A 17,329-nucleotide genomic window follows, 5' to 3' on the forward strand; every position below is an offset into this window, starting at 1 on the left:
ACAAGGAGCAGCTCGCCCTGGACGACGGGAGCACGGTGGAAGTCAGCCTCGGCCTGTTCATCACCAACACCCGCTTGCGGCGGGCTAGCATCCCCACCGCCCGCGCCGAACGCCTCACCGAACTCGGCATGCGCTGGGCGTAGGCCGAGTCGATGGGATGCAACGCGGCCGCCGCAACGCACGCCCCGGACGGGTGCAGCGGTAGCGGGACCACACCGCAGGGGCCAGCCGTCGGCGCCCGTGTACTGACCGGCCGCGGGTAGATGCTCTGAACTCGGCCGCGGGCTGGGATCCCCACCCTCCGTAGAGATCCGCTGGGGCGAGAATTCGATCAAGTGCACCTGATGGTCTTCGAAATGGCGGAAGATGGAGGCGTGGATTACGACCTCAGCCCGTTGGGCACCCGCGAGTTCGAGCATCTGAGCCAAAGTCTGGCGAAGTGTGTCCTGGGGCCCGGTGTGAGCGTGTTCGGAGACGGCAAGGACGGTGGTAGGGAGGCCACCTTTCACGGCCCCGTGACCTTCCCACACGAAGGGCAGACCTGGGACGGCTACGGGGTCGTCCAGGCCAAGTTCCGCCAGCGAGAGAACCAGCGCGTACCCGACACCCTCTGGATGGAACGCTCCGTCACGGAGGAACTGCAAAAGTGGGTCGAGCCTGCCACGAAACGAGGCGAGCTGCCCGAGTTCATGCTGTTCACCACCAACGTGGTCTTGTCTCCCGTACCTGAAACCGGAGGCATCGACCGGGTCAACGCGCACATCGCGAACGAGAGCAAGCGCCTCAAGATCCCGCTCAAAGGCTGGGCAGTCTGGCACCTCGACGAGATCTGCCGCTACCTCGACATGTACTCGGATGTCCGTCGCGCGTACGCCGGCTTCATCACCCCTGGCGATGTCCTCAGCCGACTACTCGATGTACTGCCGGATGCCGTAGCCGAGACCGCGGACATGATTCGGATTCATGCCGGCATGGAACTGGTGGCTGACCAATGGGTGCGCCTAGGCCAAGCAGGAGCAGAGGCCAGCGGAAGAATCGGCCTGGGACCAGTGGCTGTCGACCTGGAGGCCCTTGCCAACCCTCTGGAGCCGGAGATCGTCCACGCTGGCGCATACGCGATCGCACGTGGCGACAGCATCATGCGCCCCACCCTGCAGACTGCGGAGGACCCCCGGCACATTCTGATCATCGGCGGGCCGGGGCAAGGGAAGAGCACCCTGGGGCAGTTGATCTGCCAGGCGTATCGTGTGGCCCTCCTCGACGAGGAGGGCGAGCACATGCTGACCGCCGAGGTGCGCGAAGTACTGCGGTCTCTTCGCGGGGATCTAGCCGAGATCTCTTTTCCCGTACCGCGGGCGCGGCGGTGGCCGCTGCGGATCGCTCTGCATGACTACGCGAACGCGGTCTTGGGAGGAGAAGAGCTCAGCCTCCTGCACTTCCTCGCCCAGAAAGTCGGCAATCGCGCTCCCGGAGTCAAGGCTTCGACACTCTCCCGGTGGCTGCGCACCTGGCCGTCGATCATCGTGCTGGACGGTCTTGACGAGGTCGCCTCGCCCCACACGCGGGACCTCGTCATGACCCGGATCTCCGAGTTCCTGCTGCAGGCCCGGGGGCTCGACGCCGACATTTTCGTCGTAGGCACCACCCGCCCTCAGGGCTACAAGGGGGAATTCCACCACGGTGACTACGAGCCCGTGGTGCTGGCCGAGATGTCCATGGACGACGCCCTGCACTACGCAGGAAGACTCGCCAAAGCACGACACCATGACGACCCTGACATGCGTGAACAGGTTGGCAAGCGCATCGTCGCGGCATCACAGGAGACCGCGACAGCCCGGCTGATGCGTTCTCCCCTGCAAGTGACGATCATGTCGCTGCTTGTTGAGAAGCACGCCAGGATGCCTCAGAACCGCTTCGAACTCTTCGACGCCTACTACAACACGATCTATGAACGAGAGATCGGGAAGCCGAACGAGACAGGCCGGCTACTCGCCGAGAACCGCCAACACGTCGACTGGCTGCACCAGCATGTCGGCATCCTCCTCCAGACCCGGGCAGCACAGAATGGCCAGCGGGACTCCATCATGCGTAAAGAGGAGCTGGAGCAGCGCCTGCACGAGCGTCTCCTTGAGGAGATCGATGACCTCAAGCTGGCAACGACGCTCGGCGCGAAGCTGATCAACGCCGCCACCGACCGCCTCGTCCTCCTGGTGGCTCCCGACCTTGGGTACATCGGCTTCGAGGTCCGAAGTCTGCAGGAGTACTCCGCAGCCCGTGCCCTCATCTCGGGGCCGGATCACGAGATCATCCCCCGTCTGGAAACCCTCGCGCGGCATCCCTCGTGGCGGAACGCCTGGCTTCTGGCAGCCGCAGGTATCTTCACGAAGCACTCTCACCTGCGTGCCGATCTCGTCAGCGCTCTCCGGACTGTTGACGCGGACGACGAGGTGGCGATGCTGCTTCTGCCAGGTGCCCATCTGGCGCTCAGCCTCCTCGACGAAGACCTGGCGCGCCAGCACCCCCGTTACCAGAACCTTCTCGTCCAGCACGCTGCCGAGCTGATCAGTCAGCAGCCCGGTGAGGCGCATGCGGTTTCTAACATCCTGATCCATGCGGCCACTCGCCATGATCAGGCCCGTGCCCATCTGGAACGTGCCGCGAAAGCGGCTGCCGACAGCCGAGGCAGACGCCTGATGAACGCCTGCCAGGTCCTCGCTCGATGGGCAAGAACGCAAGGCCCTCTGGGGCTGTTCTCGCGTCAGCTTCTCGACAGGACTGTGCGCCGCATGACGCCTCCGGAGCGGGCGGCCGCAAGACTCTTCTCTGCTGAGACGACATGGGCGCTACCGTTGCCCGATCTCCTGACGTACAGCCCTACCACCGAGCGTAGGTCCAACCTCGCCTCCTTCATTACTGCCAGCGTGGCGAATCCAGAGGTTGAGTGCTTCGTCGACTCGCTCCGCCGCCACCCTGTCTACCTGCAGGACATAGATGGGTTCTTGGTTGCCTACGTCGATCCGAATCGCCCTTTGGAAGCGACACCGTTCGACGACCCGGTCTCAACCTCTCAGGCGCAGCAAGCCTGCGTGACGACCATCGAGGCACAGGACGAGACGGGCTGGCAGATCGCTATGGCTTTCACTGGCCTCCTGGAACAGCTTCTGTACGAAACCGCTCCCGAACCCAGGATCCACGGGATCATCTGAAGCCGCTGCGCCTGAGAGCGCGTACCCGTTGCCCGGGCCGTGCACTGGGCGCGGTCGCAGTCGGCGCTGTCGGCCGGGTCGGGTAGGTTGGCGCAGCACTGAGAAAGCCGATGGCGGCGTCCGGACGGTGCGCAGCATCGTCCGGACGCCGTCTGGCGTTTCGGCTGCGGGGGGCGTTGGCCTCGCCGGTGCGCGGGTCTGTCAGAGTCGGCGCAGGACCGCGACGACCTTGCCCAGGATGGTCGCCGTGGCGCCCGGGATGGGCTCGTAGGTGGGGTTGTGCGGCATGAGCCAGATCTTGCCGTTCTCGCGCTTGAGGCGCTTGACGGTGGCCTCGCCGTCGATCATCGCGGCGACGATGTCGCCGTTCTCCGCGTCGGGCTGGCTGCGGACGGTGACCCAGTCGCCGTCGCAGATGGCGGCTCCGGTCATCGAGTCGCCGCGGACTTCCAGGGCGAAGAGCTGGCCGTTGCCGACGAGCCGGCGGGGCAGGGTGAGCTGGTCCTCGATGTGCTGTTCGGCGAGGATCGGTCCGCCGGCGGCGATCCGGCCGACCAGGGGGACGGTCGCGTGGTCCGGCTCCGGCGGGGTGGTGGTGCCGAGGTCGTCGTCGCGCAGGCAGTAGGCGCGGGGGCGGTGCGGGTCGCGGTACAGGAATCCCTTGGATTCGAGCGCGATGAGTTGGTGGGAGACCGATGAGGTGCTGGACAGGCCTGCGGCTTCGCCGATCTCGCGCATGCTCGGCGGGTAGCCGCGGTTCCGGACCGATTCCTTGATCACGTCGATGACCTTGCGCTGGCGTATGGTCAGGCCGTCGTTGCCGACCTTGACGCCCTTGGGCCGGCCGCCGCGCCGGGAGGTGGTGGTGTCGGCCATGGTGCCTGCTTCCTGGGTCGTTCGGGAGTCGACTGTATCGCGCGGTCTGCGGGTCCGTCACCGGCTTTGGGGGTGTTGACCTGCGGGAACCTGGGTCGTCTGGTGGTGTTCCCGGTGTCATCGGAAGTCGCGGCTGCGGGCGCCGGGGGCGAGGGTGAGCGGGGTGAGGCGGGTGGCGACCAGGTTGATCGCGCCGTCGCGGCGCTCAGCGGTGCCGTGGACGAGCAGGCCCGCGTTCTGGAGGGCGGTGCGGCGGTGGCGTTGCCAGACGTGCGGCTGGCAGATGATGTTGACGAGGCCGGTCTCGTCCTCGAGGGAGATGAACAGGACGCCGCCGGCCGTGGGCGGGCGCTGGCGGTGGGTGACCAGGCCGCCGACCGCGACCAGGGTTCCGGGGGTGGCGTCGGCTTTGAAGTCGGCGGCGGTCAGGGCGCCGCAGCGCTCGAGGTGTGCGCGGGCGTGCTGGACGGGGTGGCCGGTGGCGGAGGCGCCGGTGGCCCACAGATCGGCGATGGTCTCCTCGATCGCGGTCATCTCCGGCAGGTCCGGGGCGGTGAGCGCCGGGGCGGTGCCCGGCAGCATGCCGTCGGTGGTGCGGGCGAGCAGGCCGGCGGACCACAGGGCCTGGCGGCGGGTCAGGCCCAGGCTTGCGAACGCCCCGGCGGTGGCGAGTGCTTCGAGGGCGGTGGCGGGCAGCGCGGTGCGGCGGGCGAAGTCCTCCAGGTCGGTGTACGGGCGGCCGGCGGCGATGGTGTCGGCCTGGTCGTCGCCGAGGCCGCGGACCGCGCCCAGGCCGAGCCGGATCGCCGGCCTCCCCGGCACCGCCCGCTCCGAGCTGCCGCCCTCGCCGGCTGTGGGCGCCGGTTCGAGGGTGGGGGCGCCGGAGCTGTGGTTGATGTCGGCCGGCAGCACGGTGACGCCGTGGCGGCGGGCGTCGGCGATCAGGGTGAGCGGCGAGTAGAAGCCCATCGGCTGGTTGGCCAGCAGTGCGCAGGTGTACGCCTCCGGGTAGTGGTGCCTCAACCAGGCGGACGCGTACACCAGCAGGGCGAAGGAGGCGGCGTGCGACTCCGGGAAGCCGTAGCTGGAGAACGCGTCGATCTTGGTGTAGACGTCCTCGGCGACCTCGGGCGGGATGCCGCGCTCGGCCATGCCGGCCAGCAGGCGCTCGCGCAGCTCGGCGACCCGCTCGTGGGACCGCTTGGAGCCCATCGCCTGACGCAGCTTGTCGGCCTCGGTGGGGGTGAAGCCGGCGCAGTCGATGGCGAGCTGCATCATCTGCTCCTGGAACAGCGGGACGCCGAGGGTCTTCTTCAGGGCGCGTTCCATCAGCGGGTGCGCGATGGTGGGCGGTTCGTGGCCGTTGCGGCGGCGGATGTAGGGATGGACGGAGCCGCCCTGGATCGGCCCGGGGCGAATGAGGGCGACCTGCACGACCAGGTCGTAGAACGTCCGGGGGCGCATGCGGGGCAGGGCGGAGGCCTGCGCTCTCGACTCGACCTGGAAGACGCCGATGCTGTCGGCACGGCAGAGCATGTCGTAGACGGCCGGGTCGTCCGGGGGGATGGTGGCGAGGTCGTAGCGGATGCCGTGGTGGCGGGCGATCAGGTCGCAGGTGTCGTGCAGTGCGGCGAGCATGCCCAGACCGAGGAGGTCGATCTTGACCAGGCCTGCTTCCGCGCAGCTGTCCTTGTCCCACTGGAGGACGCTGCGGCCGGGCATGGTGGCCCACTCGGTGGGGCAGGTCTCCGCGATCGGTTCCCGGGTGAGGACCATGCCGCCGGAGTGGATGCCGAGGTGCCGCGGGAGTCCGCGCAGGCCTGCGGCGAGTTCCCGCACGTCGGCGGGCACCGGTGCCTCGGGCGGCGGCATGTCGTGCCAGCCGGTCTCCTTGCTGAACCGGTCGAGGTCGCCGGTGGCGTAGCCGAGTGCGCGGGCGGCGTCGCGGACGGCGAGGCGGGGTTGGTAGGTGATGACGTTGGCGACCTGGGCGGCGTGGTCGCGTCCGTAGGTGTCGTAGACGTACTGGATGACCTCCTCGCGGCGGCGGTGTTCGATGTCCAGGTCGATGTCCGGCGGGCCGTCCCGCTCCGGGGAGAGGAAGCGTTCGAACAGCAGGCCGTAGTGGATCGGGTCCACGGAGGTGATGCCGAGGGCGTAGCAGACGGCGGAGTTGGCCGCGGAGCCGCGGCCCTGGCACCAGATGTCCTGCTCGCGGCAGAAGTCGACGATGTCGTGGACGATGAGGAAGTAGCCGGCCATGCCGAGCTGCTCGATGACGTCGAGTTCGTAGCTGATCTGCTCGTGGGCGCGGCGGTTGCCGGGGGCGAAGCGGGTGGCGGCCGCGCGGTGGGTGAGCTCGCGAAGCCAGCTGGCCTCGGTGTGGCCGGCCGGTACGGGGAAGCCGGGCAGCTGGGGGGCGAGGTCGCGGAAGTCGAACGCGCAGGCCCGGCCCAGGTCGACGGTGGCCTGCTGGGCGCCCGGCCAGGGGGCGAGGCGGGCGGCCATCTCGGCCGGTGAGCGCAGGTGCGCGGTGCCGGCCGCCGACAGGTACGGCTCGGCATCCGCCAGCGATCGGTTCTGGCGCAGCGCGGCGAGGGCCTGGGCGAGGCGGGCCTGGGCCGGGCCGGCGTGGTGGGCGGCCGTGCTGGCCACCAGGGTCACGCCGACCTTGTCCGCGAGGGTGGCGAGGGCGTCGTTGCGTTCGTCGTCGCCGGGCAGCTGGTGGTCGGTCAGCTCGACGAAGACGTTGCCGTGGCCGTAGCGGTCGGCGAGGGCGCGCAGTTCGCGGTCGGCGCCGGCTTCGCCTTCGCTGTCCAGCGCTCGGCGGACGGCGCCCTTGCGGCAGCCGGTCAGAATCGCCCAGTGCCCGCCGTGGGTGTCGGCGAGGCGGTCGCGGTCGTAGCGGGGGCGGCGCTTGCCCTGGCCTGCGAGGTGGGCGTCACCGATGGCCTTGGCCAGGCGGCGGTAGCCCTCGGGGCCGCGGGCGAGGATCAGGAGGTGCTCGCCGTCCTGGTCGGCGGTGCCGGTCGGGGCGAGGTCGGCGTCCAGGGTCAGTTCGGCACCGAACACCGTGGCGATGCCGGCACGGCGGGCCTCGGCGGCGAACACCGCGGCCGCGTACAGGCCGTCGTGGTCGGTGACGGCGAGGGTCCCGATCCCCAGCCGCGCTGCCTCGGTGACGAGTTCGGCGGGGTCGCTGGCGCCGTCGAGGAAGCTGAAGCTGGTGTGGACGTGCAGCTCGGCCCAGCCCGGACCGGCCCCCGCCCGGCGGACCGGCGGCGGGGCCGGTTCCCGGCGCGGCGCGGGGCCGAGGAACGGCACCACCGTCCGGTCGCCGTCGTCGGCGGGCCGGCCGCCGGTCATGCGCCGGTGCAGCTCCCGCCACGGGAGCGAGTGGTGGCTGTTGAACTCCATCGTGCGTCCTGACGGTGGTGTGCGGCCCGTCCGGCCGGGTCTCCGATGGCGCGGGGCGGGGCGCGCGGTGGTTCGGTCTCTTGGGGCTTGGGCCTGGGGCGGGGGCGGGTTAGGTGTCGTAGTCGCCTTCGAGGTGCCAGCGGCCGCCGATGACGGCGAGCAGTAAGGCACGGCCGTCGTCGGCGGTCACCTGCATCCGGGCGGTGCGCCGGGCCTCCCCCGGGTCCCACCAGCGCTCGTGCTCCGGCCACGGACCGGCCCAGCCGGCCACCCGCACCACGTCCTCCGGCCCCAGCAGCAGGCGAGCCGGGGCGCGGACGAGTTCGGCCCGCGCGGTGACCTGCACCTCCAAGCCGTCGGCGTCCAGCAGCCTCACCGGCCACGGGGCGGCGGGCACGTGCGTGGGGGACGGCGCGGGCAGCCGGCCGGGCCAGGGCCCGTCCGCCCGGCGCTCCTGGTGCGCGTCACCCCACGGGGTGCGCACCACCCGGTCGCCCGGCGCGCGGCCGCCGGCCAGCTCCACGGTGACCGGCGCCGCGTGCCCGAGGATCGCCTGCACCCGGGCCACCGCGCGCTCCGCCCGCGCGGTCGCCTCCTGGTCCCCGTCCTCGAGGGACAGCTGACGGCCCGGATCGCGGACCAGCCCGTCCGGCACCAGGCGCAGCGCCACCACTCCGCCGGCCGTCTCGTCGAACAGCGCGCGTTGTTGCCAGGCCTGGAGTTGCCAGCGGACCCGTTCGGCGACCGCGCCGACGGACAGGACGCCTTCGTGGCGCCAGGCGCGGGAGGCGGTGGTGCCGTCGGCGCAGTCGATCTCGACCTCGACGCGCTCGCACGCCAGGCCGGCTGCGGCGAGGCCGGTGTGGAGGCGTTCGGCGAGGCCGCGGGCGGCGAACACGAGCGGCTCGGCGAGGGTGTAGGGCTCCTCGAAGCGGTCCTCGACGGACAGGTCGAGGCCCGGCGGGCGGGCGACGACCGGGCGGGCCTGCAGTCCGCGGGCGACGCGGTGGGCAGCGGTGCCGGCGGCGCCGAACCGGTCGGCCACCGAGGCGGCGGGCAGCGCGGCGAGCTGTCCGAGCGTCAGCAGGCCGAGCCGGCCCAGCAGGTCGGCCAGTTTCCCGTCGGTGAGCTCGGCCACCGGGACCGGGGCCAGGAACCGGGCGCTGTCCCCCGCCGGGACGATCCGTCCCGCGCGGGCGGCGAGCTGCGCGGCGAACAGGCCGTCCGCGATGCCGACCCGGCACGGGTGCCCGGTCGCCTCGACGGCGTCGATGACCCGCTCGGCCAAAGGCTCCTCGCCGCCGTGGAAGCGCGCGGCGCCGGCGGCCGGCAGCGCGAGCAGGCCCGGGCGCAGGATCTCCAGGTGCGCGGCGAGCGCACCGACCGCGTCCGCGACCGCCTCGAACGACTTCGCCTCGTCGTCGGCGCTGCGCTCGAACACCTCGAGGTCCGCGACCAGGGCCTGGGCCGAGCGGAGCTTGTGTGCGCGCCGCACGCCGGCCGCCCGCGCCCCGCCTGACGCGGCGAGGATCCGGCCGCGCTCGACCACGACGGCCAGCCGGTCGGGTTCCGGCTCGGCGCCGAGGGCGGCGACCACCGGCCAGTCCGGGACCCAGCAGGCAAGCACCCTCAGGGTGGCCTCCGGGGCGGGCATCTCAGACCACCACCAGCGAACCGTGCCGCTCGCCGGCGGACACCGCCGACGGCTGCTGCTCGATCTTGCGGACCGCGCCCTGCGCGTCCGGCAGCCACAGCCCCACCCGCAGCTCACGTGCCGCCGCGCCCCGGCCGCCGGCCACCACCGTCACCCGCCGCGCCCGCAACCGCCCGCGGCCCTGACCGACGCCTTCCCAGAACCGTGCCTCCACCCGAAGCCGCACCCGGGCACCGGGCCACGACCCGGCCACCACCACCGCGCACCCGCTGCGCCGCGCCACAGTGGCGAGGCGTTCGGCCAGCGGCCCGGTCGGCGGCCCGCCGCGCAGCAGCAGGAGACCGAAGCCGTCCGCGAGGGCGAGCGCGACCTCCGGCCACCGCTCCCGGGCTGCCTCGACGACGACCAGACGGCCCAGATCGACGCCGAGCTCCGCCGCCGCGGCCAGACCGAGCCCGTCGAAGCCCACCGCGGCGCACCAGGTACCGGCCGACGTCGCGGCCACCGCCAGGGCGAGCAGCAACGCGGTCCCGCCGCCGGTCACCGACACCACCGCGCCCGGGCGCAGCCCGCCCTCGGGCAGGAGGCCCTGCAGGGCAGGCAGGACCGGCACCAGCGGCCCGGGCCGGGACAGCTGGAGCTGGGGTGCCAGCGCTGCGAGTGATGCCTCCACACCCCCAGAATCGAACATGTGAACGAAAAAGGGAAGCCGGGCCCCACTGTCCCGAAAATCGTTCACCCGTTCGATCTTCTTGCGTTACGGCAGGTGACGGCACTAGGGATGTTGATATGGTTCGGCGCGCCGCGCCCGCGGCACCCCCCGGGCCGGAGAGGAGCCGAGCACACCGTGGAGCCGCTCCGACGCACCTGGCACCCGCACTACCCGGTCGACCTCCCCACCCTGCTCTCGCCCCTGCGCCGCGGCGCAGGGGACCCCACAATCCGGATGGAGAGCGCCGACGCCGCCTGGCGCGCCTGCCGCACCCCGGCCGGCGACGCCACAATCCGCATCACCACCCGCCCCGCCGACGGCACCGTCCACGCGGAATCCTGGGGCCCGGGCGCAGCCTGGCTCCTCGACCGGCTACCCGCCTTGCTCGGTGCGGACGACGACCCCGACGGGCTCGTCCTGCCGCCCGGGCGCCTGCGGGACGTCCAGCGCACCAATCCGGGCCTGCGACTGGGTGCCACCGGCCTCGTCATGGAGAGCCTGGTCTGCGCGGTCCTCGAGCAGAAGGTCACCGTGACCGAGGCGCACCGGGCCTGGCGATACCTGGTCCGCCGGCACGGTGCCCCGGCGCCCGGGCCCGGCGCGGAAGCCGGGCTGATGGTGCCGCCGTCCGCCCGCGAGTGGGCGCGGGTGCCGAGCTGGGAGTGGCACCGCGCCGGGGTCGACGCGAAACGCACCGAAACGATCCTGCGGGCCGTGCGGCTCGCCCCCCGCCTGGAGGAAGCGTCCGCCATGACCGGCACCGACGCCGCCGCCCGGCTCACCCACGTCCCCGGGATCGGACCGTGGACGGCGGCCGAGACGCTCCAGCGCTCCAACGGCGACCCCGACGCCGTCTCGGTCGGGGACCTTCACCTGCCGAACACGGTCGGCTGGGCGCTGGCCGGGAAGGTGCGTAGCACGGACGAGGAGATGCTGGAGCTGCTGGCCCCGTTCGCGGGGCACCGGCACCGGGTCTGCCGCCTGATCCGCGCACTCGGCCTGCGGGCCCCGCGATTCGGCCCACGGCTCGCACCCAGCGATCACCGCCGCCGCTGATCCCTTGAGACCTGCAATACCGCGGCCTGCTCGGTGGCACCTCGGACAGGGGTGCCGGAGGATCGGTTCAGCAGCACCTGCGGGGCAGGAAGGTGGTGTCGTGGCCGGGGCCGAGGACGATGCCGAGGGAGAGCTCTACGCGCTGCCGGTGGGCGAGTTCACCGCGGCCCGGGACCGCGCCGCCGCCCGGGCGCGGCAGGGCGGCGACCGGGAGCGGGCCACACGGATCCGGAAACTGCGCAGACCCACCGCGGCCGCACATGCCGTGAACCTTCTCGCCAGGAACCACCCCGGCGAGCTGACCGACCTCCTCGACCTCGGACAGGCCCTGCGGACGGCGCAGCAGGACGGTGACGGCAAGGTGCTGCGCGAGCTGTCGGCGCGCCGGCACCGCGCGGTGACCGCTCTCACTGCCGTGGCCGTCCGGGACGCGGCCGGCCGCGGCGAGCGCCTGGGCGAGGCGCAGCAGCGTGAGGTGGAGCAGACGCTGCGGGCGGCGACGGCTGGCGAGGAGGAAGCCGGGTTGGTCGCGGCGGGCCGACTCGGCTCCGCTCTGGATGAGTCGCCCTCCGGTCTCCTGGCCGCGCCCACCACTGGCTCCCACGGGGGAGCAGCCGGTTCCGATGCTCCGGCCCCGGTCGGCGCGGACCCATCGGCCGGGGCCGGGGACCGTCGCGGTGGCCACAGGACTGCTGCGGCTGCCGCAGACCGCGGCGCGACGGCCGCTGCGCAGCAGCGCGCCCGCCGGGCCGCGGCCCGGGCAGCACTCGAACAGGCGACGGGCGCGTACGAGGACGCGCAGGCCGTGGTCGACGCGCTCGCCCGGCGCCACGACGAACTCGCCGACCGGCGCGAGCACGAGGAACGGGCGGTCGAGGAGGCCCGGCAGGCGCTGCGGGCCGCCGAGGACGCGCTTCGCGCCACCCGGCGGTCCGAGGATGGGGGGTTCAAAATTTCGAAATTTTGTCGACCTTCAACAAATCCCGACGCTGCTGGCGTCGGTTGATATTGGCAACCAATGCCCCCACCTGGAGAAACGTGCCGTTTCGTGGCTGTACTAATTACTGAACGCCCATGGCGACAAACGGGAGATACCCAGCAATGTCGACCTGCAGACCTGACGGCTAGAGGACCTCTACGGTGTACTCCAGCGCACCGAAGTGCTCACACACCCCGCGGCCTTCACCGCGGGGCCGCTATCTCCCGCACACGGAGGCCTTATGCTTCTCGGTCACAGCTGGCTTTGCCAGATAGCCGCCGCGGTTCTTGCCGCCGCCGCCGGAGCTGCAGTCAATGCGGCATTCACTCATCCCGATTCGCCGTCCCCGGCCACGGTACAGACGTGCTTTCTTCAGAGCGGTCCACCCCGCGACGCGATGCCGCCTGGCGACCTCGGCGGGGCTACGTGAGTAGTGATTCCGAAAATCGCGTGCCTCCTTGTGTCGCAGAGCCCTAGGCTGCGGGAATTCGGTCCCGGACCGACCGACCGGGGCCGTGGGACCTGGCTCATCCTGGCTCCGGGACCGCGTCCAGGAGCTGAGCGCCGTTGTTGCGGACGTTGTCGACCGCCGCGCCGACGGCGCTGGAGGTGAGGTCGCCGCCTGCCGTGGCGGCACTCTGCCGGGCGTCGGCGGCGCCCGGATCCGCGAGCGGCTGAGCGGCGCACCCCGACGGCGCAGCAGGCCGTGCCGATGGTTGCTGGTCCGACCAGGCTGAGGGGGACTCCTGGTTCTGCGGCTGCTGCGTGTTCGCTTCGTGGCCGGCCCCAGGTGCACAGTGAATGGTGGATGGAGAAGGGGGCCGTGATGGCCAGGCCGGTGTGGACGGGTGTGCTGACGTTCGGGTTGGTGACGGTCCCGGTGGCGCTGTACACCGCGACCGACAGCCACACCGTGCGGTTCCATCAGTTGGAGCGCGGGACCTCGGACCGGGTGCGCAACAAGCGGGTCAACGAGCGCACCGGCAAGGAGGTGGAGTTCGGCGACATCGTCAAGGGCTTCGAGATGGCCGCGGGCGAGTACGTGGTCGTCGAGCCGGACGAGCTGGAGCAGATCTCCCCCGGCCGCTCGCGGACCATCGACGTGTCCGGGTTCGTCGACCTGTCCGAGGTGGATCCGATCTACTTCGACAAGACGTACTTCCTCGGCCCGAAGGGCAAGGAGTACGCGAAGATCTACGGCCTGCTCACCGCGGCGCTGGCCAGGAGCGACCGGGCGGGGCTGGCGATGTTCGCGATGCGCGGCAAGGAGTACCTCACCGCGGTCCGGGCCGAGAACGGCCTGCTGGAGCTGCACACCATGCACTTCGCGGACGAGGTGCGCGACCCGCGCCGGGAGGTCGACAACCTGCCCGGCGAAGACTCGGGGTACAGCAGCCAGGAGCTCAGCACCGCGGAGCAGCTGATCGACATGCTCGCGGTCGACTGGAACCCCGAGGACTACCACGACACGTTCGAGGAGCAGGTCAGGAAGCTGATCGAGGACAAGGCGGCCGGCCGGGAGATCGCCGTCTCCCAGGGGCCGCAGGCGGAGGCCACCAACGTCGTCGACCTCATGGACGTCCTCAAGCGCAGCCTGGAGACCGCCCACGGCGGCACCAAGGCCGCAGCCGACAAGGCTGAGCCGGCCGGCCCGGCACCGGGCGGCCGCCGCTCCCCCAAGGCGACGGGCGGCAAGAAGTCCACCTCCGCGCACCCGAAGGCCGGCGGGAAGAGCGAGCAGGGCAAGCCGACGAAGAAGCGGGTCACCACCGCCAAGGAGGACCTGTCCCAGCTCAGCAAGGCCGAGCTGTACAAGCGCGCCACCGGCTACGACATCGCGCACCGCTCCACCATGACCCGCGCCGAACTGGAGGACGCCGTCCGCAAAGCCGGCCGCGGCCGCCACCTGCGCTCCGCGTCCTGACCCCCCGGCCGACACAGCCCGGGACGGCACGTGAAAGCAGCAGCGGTGGCGCAGCAGTGGACGGGGCCCGTCATCCCGGAGGCGATGCTCGCCACGGCGGTCACCGCGCTGCCGGCGGACCCCTCGGGGTGGGCGTTCGAGGTGAAGTGGGACGGGGCCAGGATCGCGGTGGGTCTGGACGGGCGGGGCGGGGGGCGGCTGGTGACCCGCAACCGCCGGGAGGTCGCCGACCAGTATCCGGAGCTGGAGGTCCTCACCCGATTGTTGGACGGCCGTCGGCTCGTCCTCGACGGGGAGATCATCGCGCTCGATCCCGCCACCGGCCGCCCGTCCTTCCACCGCCTCCAGCAACGCCTGTCGCTGCGCCGGCCGCAGGCGATCCGCGCCGCGATGCGCACCGTCCCCGTCACCCTGGTGCTGTTCGACGTGCTCGCCGACGACGACCAGGACCTCACCGGCCAGTCCTACCTCCTGCGCCGCCGCCGTCTCGAACAGCTGCCGCTCGCCCACCCGCAGGTCATGGTCCCTCCCGCGTGGATCGGTGACGCCGACGCCGCGTTGCGTTTCACCGTGGACCACCAGCTGGAGGGCGTCATCGCCAAGGGCCTCGCCTCCCCCTACCGGCCCGGGCGCCGGGATCCCGCCCGGCAGAATCTGCGCCACATCGTGACCGCGGACCTGCTGATCGGCGGATGGATCCCTGCCGGACCGGGCCTGGCCGCGGTCAAGGCCGTACTCGTCGGCGAGCAGGCCGAGGACGGCCGGCTGCTGTATCGCGGCGCCGTCGGCACCGGCTTCACCCAGCGCGAGCGAGCCGATCTCGCCGGCCTCCTGCGGGACGGGACCGCCGCGGCCACCCCGTTCTCCGGGCCCGTCGACCGCGCCGACGGTGTCCGGTTCATCCGACCCGATCTCGCCTGCGAGATCGAATACCTCGGCCACACCCCCGCGGGCCACCTCCGCCACCCCGTCTGGCGAGGCCTGCGCGGCGCCCGGTCCTACTGACCCCGGCCCGCCCCGGCCACGGCCGGGGCGGGCACCGTACCGGGCGCCGCAGGGTTCAGGTCAGGTGGTCGGCGACGGTGACGGCGAACTCCTCCGGGGTCACGATGCGGATTCCGAGCTCCTCGGCCTTCCCGCGCTTCGAGCCCGCCTTCTCGCCCGCCACGAGCAGGGTGGTCTTCCTCGACACCGAGGAGGAGGCCTTGCCGCCGGCGCGCTCGATCAGTTCGTTGACCTCGTTGCGCGACAGCCCGTCCAGCGGGCTGCCCGCCATACTGCCGGTGACGACAACGATCTGACCACCAAGGGGACCCGCAGCGCCGCCGCCGTCCTCCACCAGGCCGGCGCCCGGAGAGGCCCTGTGGTGCTGACCGACAACGGCCCACCCGATTGTTGTTCGGTCCGCTCGGCGAACGACCGTGGTCGCTGTGCTCTCACCGTCCCCCACCAAAGCGACAATCCGGCGCATCCTGACCAGGCCTTTGTGTTAGGAAGGGTCAGTGCTCGCCTCAGTCATCGATCCGAGCAAGCTGTGCTCGTAGCCGCTCCGCGTCGGCCTCCGCCCTGCGAAGTCGGCGCTCCAAAGCATCGCGAGCGGGCGGTGCCGTGGGTTGTTCCGGCACCGTGCCGCGCGGAACAAGCCAGCCCACGGCCTGGTAGGCGATGATCGTGCGGGCGTGAACACATACCGAACAGCGCTGCTCCGGGCGTGGGCTCGGCCAGCCTGCCGCGATCATGCGGCGCATGTGCTGACCGTCGAGCGTGGCGAGGTATGCCAGGTCGGCTGCCGACGCCTGGTCGAACTCGTCGGCCATCTCCCTCACCCTGACGGGGTCCGCCACGCAGGGCCCGTGCTCGGGCTTCCAGCCGATGGACGGCGCCACAACCTCCGTGCTGTGCCCGCATTCCAGCTGGACGGTCCAGAACGCCTCGGTGCGAGGCTTGTCGTGGCGTAGCACGGCCCACACTTCGGTGGTGATCCATTCGGGCGGCTCCGTCGGATCAGGTGGAAAGGCGACTTCCCTTCGGTCCTTCCACTCGGTGATCTCACGGTAGGGGACGGGATCGGATTCGTCGTGCTTGCAGTACAGCTGGCCTGGGGGCAGGGGTTGGCCGTTCCATCCAGTACCCCATCGGCGTTCGTGCGGCGGGGTACGGTCGCCGTATGTCAGCAGCTCGGTGATGCAGCCGCAGCTCAGCTCGACCCGCCAGCGGTAGTGCCGGTCAGCGTCGGGGGCGAGGAACGGCCACAGTACGCTCGGAACATGGCTGCGCTGCTCGGCGTTCAGCTTCTCGTACTCGCGTAGGACATCCGTACGCCGCCTCGCCCGACCCGGAAGCCGCCGCTTCACGGCCGGTGGCCGCTCATCCATTGCGGAGTACGCCACGTCAAGTTCCTCTTGCCGAGCAGTGTGCCGTTGCACAAGCTAGGCCCCTGAGGACCGGCTCGGGACGAAAACGCTGTCCCGCTTCGCCCGGAAGACGGACACAGCAGCCAACCCGTTGCCACACTGCTGCGCCGGCGAGGACCCGGATGACCATCAAGGTGCCTCTGTCAACACCGCACACGGCCCGGGGTGGTCACCCGCTGCTCTCGACAGCGGGCTGCGGAACGTCCTGGCCGTCTACGACAAGGCGGCCGCGCCGTGGCACGAGGTCTTGGAGTCCTGGAAGCGGACGCCTTGGCGGAGGCCGCCGAGGAGAGGGCATTTGGCACCGACCCGACCGGCGCCGTCGACGAGCTTGCGCGGCATGCTCGGACAGCTGGCCGGCTGGCAGCGGCCAGAAGCAACCAGCCGGCGCCGGGCCCGCTTGGCGCTGCTGGAGGCCGCCGCCCGCCGACAGCACGGCACCCTGTCCGCCGGGGTGCCGGCCGACCGGCCGTGGTGAACATCACCGCCCGGCGCGCGGGACAATGGGGCGGGTGACCAGTACTCAGCCGCGCGGCCTGAACTCCCTGATCCCCACTGCCCGCACCCAGGCGACGCCCGGCGAGAAGGCCGCCGCCCAGCTTCTGCACCTGCGGTCGGCAACCGTCCCCGTGCCGGTCCTCGCCGCGGCCGCCGAGCTCATCGCCCCACAGCTGGAGGCCCCGGACCCGGCCACCCGCGAGGCCGCCGGCACCGTCCACGCCCGCCTGCTCGCCGCCATCGAGGACGCCGCAGCAGCCCGGTAGCCGGCTGCCCTCCGACAGGGACCTTGACCGATTGACAGGTGAGTGTGACCGGTCGGACTTGGTGGGCGTACGCGCCCGGCTGCTCGCCTGCGGGCAAGCCGGGCGCGGCACCGGTCAGCCGATCGGGACGACCTGCTCGGCCTGCGGCCCCTTGGGCCCCTGGGTGACGTCGTACTCGACCCTGGCCCCCTCCGCCAGCTCCTTGAAGCCGGTGGTCTGGATCGCGGAGAAGTGCACGAACACGTCCGGGCCCCCGTCGTCCTGCTGGATGAAGCCGAAGCCCTTCTCGGAGTTGAACCACTTCACGATGCCTGTCGCCATGCCACT

At 71.6% G+C, this 17,329-nt stretch carries 13 protein-coding genes and 1 pseudogene; 7 read left to right on the plus strand and 7 right to left on the minus strand.

The window, feature by feature from the left end:
• Nucleotides 1–344 precede the first annotated feature (344 nt).
• Complete coding sequence (locus tag AA75_RS03735) at nt 345–3,206, plus strand: NACHT domain-containing NTPase (RefSeq protein WP_233288914.1); 2,862 nt, start codon at nt 345–347, stop codon at nt 3,204–3,206.
• Between the two features lie 201 nt (nt 3,207–3,407).
• Here AA75_RS03735 and lexA read toward each other — a convergent pair whose 3' ends face one another.
• The 4 genes from lexA to AA75_RS03755 all read right to left on the minus strand — a co-directional run bounded on the left by lexA (nt 3,408) and on the right by AA75_RS03755 (nt 9,826).
• A complete protein-coding gene (gene lexA, locus AA75_RS03740) occupies nt 3,408–4,082 on the minus strand; it encodes a transcriptional repressor LexA (RefSeq protein ID WP_033818269.1) in 675 nt (224 codons plus the stop codon).
• Nucleotides 4,083–4,199: 117 nt separating this feature from the next.
• A complete protein-coding gene (locus AA75_RS03745; protein WP_033818270.1) occupies nt 4,200–7,499 on the minus strand; it encodes an error-prone DNA polymerase in 3,300 nt (1,099 codons plus the stop codon).
• Nucleotides 7,500–7,608: 109 nt separating this feature from the next.
• Nucleotides 7,609–9,153: a DNA polymerase Y family protein gene (locus tag AA75_RS03750; protein WP_033818271.1), complete on the minus strand. Its 1,545-nt coding sequence runs from the start codon at nt 9,151–9,153 to the stop codon at nt 7,609–7,611.
• Between the two features lies 1 nt (nt 9,154).
• Nucleotides 9,155–9,826: a hypothetical protein gene (locus tag AA75_RS03755; protein WP_051811764.1), complete on the minus strand. Its 672-nt coding sequence runs from the start codon at nt 9,824–9,826 to the stop codon at nt 9,155–9,157.
• A 174-nt stretch (nt 9,827–10,000) separates the two neighbouring features.
• Here AA75_RS03755 and AA75_RS03760 point away from each other — a divergent pair, with 174 nt between their 5' ends.
• From AA75_RS03760 to AA75_RS03775, 4 genes are all read left to right on the plus strand, one after another.
• A complete protein-coding gene (locus AA75_RS03760) occupies nt 10,001–10,921 on the plus strand; it encodes a DNA-3-methyladenine glycosylase (RefSeq protein ID WP_033818273.1) in 921 nt (306 codons plus the stop codon).
• Between the two features lie 100 nt (nt 10,922–11,021).
• The gene (locus tag AA75_RS03765; protein ID WP_051811766.1) at nt 11,022–11,927 is read left to right on the plus strand and encodes a hypothetical protein; all 906 of its coding nucleotides are present in this window, start codon (nt 11,022–11,024) and stop codon (nt 11,925–11,927) included.
• Nucleotides 11,928–12,708: 781 nt separating this feature from the next.
• The gene (locus AA75_RS03770) at nt 12,709–13,824 is read left to right on the plus strand and encodes a Ku protein (RefSeq protein ID WP_233288913.1); all 1,116 of its coding nucleotides are present in this window, start codon (nt 12,709–12,711) and stop codon (nt 13,822–13,824) included.
• Nucleotides 13,825–13,854: 30 nt separating this feature from the next.
• Entirely contained in the window at nt 13,855–14,829 is a 975-nt protein-coding gene (locus AA75_RS03775) for a hypothetical protein (protein WP_149037918.1), read from the plus strand.
• A 55-nt stretch (nt 14,830–14,884) separates the two neighbouring features.
• On the opposite strand, the pseudogene AA75_RS51620 reads toward AA75_RS03775, so the two are convergent.
• A pseudogene (locus tag AA75_RS51620) lies at nt 14,885–15,145 on the minus strand (BRCT domain-containing protein); the annotation flags it as partial.
• A gap of 190 nt (nt 15,146–15,335) precedes the next feature.
• Nucleotides 15,336–16,214: a hypothetical protein gene (locus AA75_RS03785; protein ID WP_033818277.1), complete on the minus strand. Its 879-nt coding sequence runs from the start codon at nt 16,212–16,214 to the stop codon at nt 15,336–15,338.
• Nucleotides 16,215–16,578: 364 nt separating this feature from the next.
• Between AA75_RS03785 and AA75_RS48995 the strand changes: the two genes are divergently transcribed.
• Together AA75_RS48995 and AA75_RS03790 are read left to right on the plus strand one after the other, a co-directional pair.
• Nucleotides 16,579–16,716 carry a hypothetical protein gene (locus AA75_RS48995; RefSeq protein ID WP_158515435.1) on the plus strand — a complete coding sequence of 46 codons (138 nt, stop codon included), beginning with the start codon at nt 16,579–16,581 and terminating at the stop codon, nt 16,714–16,716.
• A gap of 34 nt (nt 16,717–16,750) precedes the next feature.
• Nucleotides 16,751–17,002, plus strand: coding sequence for a hypothetical protein (locus AA75_RS03790; protein ID WP_033818278.1), 252 nt, complete (start codon nt 16,751–16,753; stop codon nt 17,000–17,002).
• 114 nt (nt 17,003–17,116) lie between these two features.
• Here AA75_RS03790 and AA75_RS03795 read toward each other — a convergent pair whose 3' ends face one another.
• Nucleotides 17,117–17,323, minus strand: a complete 207-nt coding sequence (locus AA75_RS03795) for a cold-shock protein (protein ID WP_033818279.1) — start codon at nt 17,321–17,323, stop codon at nt 17,117–17,119.
• Nucleotides 17,324–17,329: the final 6 nt, after the last annotated feature.

The organism is Kitasatospora sp. MBT63 (assembly GCF_000710465.2).
Taxonomy (GTDB): domain Bacteria; phylum Actinomycetota; class Actinomycetes; order Streptomycetales; family Streptomycetaceae; genus Kitasatospora.

Coding starts and splice junctions, on each gene's coding strand:
- AA75_RS03735 (WP_233288914.1), top strand. CDS start 345: ATGGTCTTCGAAATGGCGGAAGATGGAGGCGTGGATTACGACCTCAGC.
- lexA (WP_033818269.1), bottom strand. CDS start 4,082: ATGGCCGACACCACCACCTCCCGGCGCGGCGGCCGGCCCAAGGGCGTC.
- AA75_RS03745 (WP_033818270.1), bottom strand. CDS start 7,499: ATGGAGTTCAACAGCCACCACTCGCTCCCGTGGCGGGAGCTGCACCGG.
- AA75_RS03750 (WP_033818271.1), bottom strand. CDS start 9,153: ATGCCCGCCCCGGAGGCCACCCTGAGGGTGCTTGCCTGCTGGGTCCCG.
- AA75_RS03770 (WP_233288913.1), top strand. CDS start 12,709: ATGGAGAAGGGGGCCGTGATGGCCAGGCCGGTGTGGACGGGTGTGCTG.
- AA75_RS48995 (WP_158515435.1), top strand. CDS start 16,579: ATGCTCGGACAGCTGGCCGGCTGGCAGCGGCCAGAAGCAACCAGCCGG.
- AA75_RS03795 (WP_033818279.1), bottom strand. CDS start 17,323: ATGGCGACAGGCATCGTGAAGTGGTTCAACTCCGAGAAGGGCTTCGGC.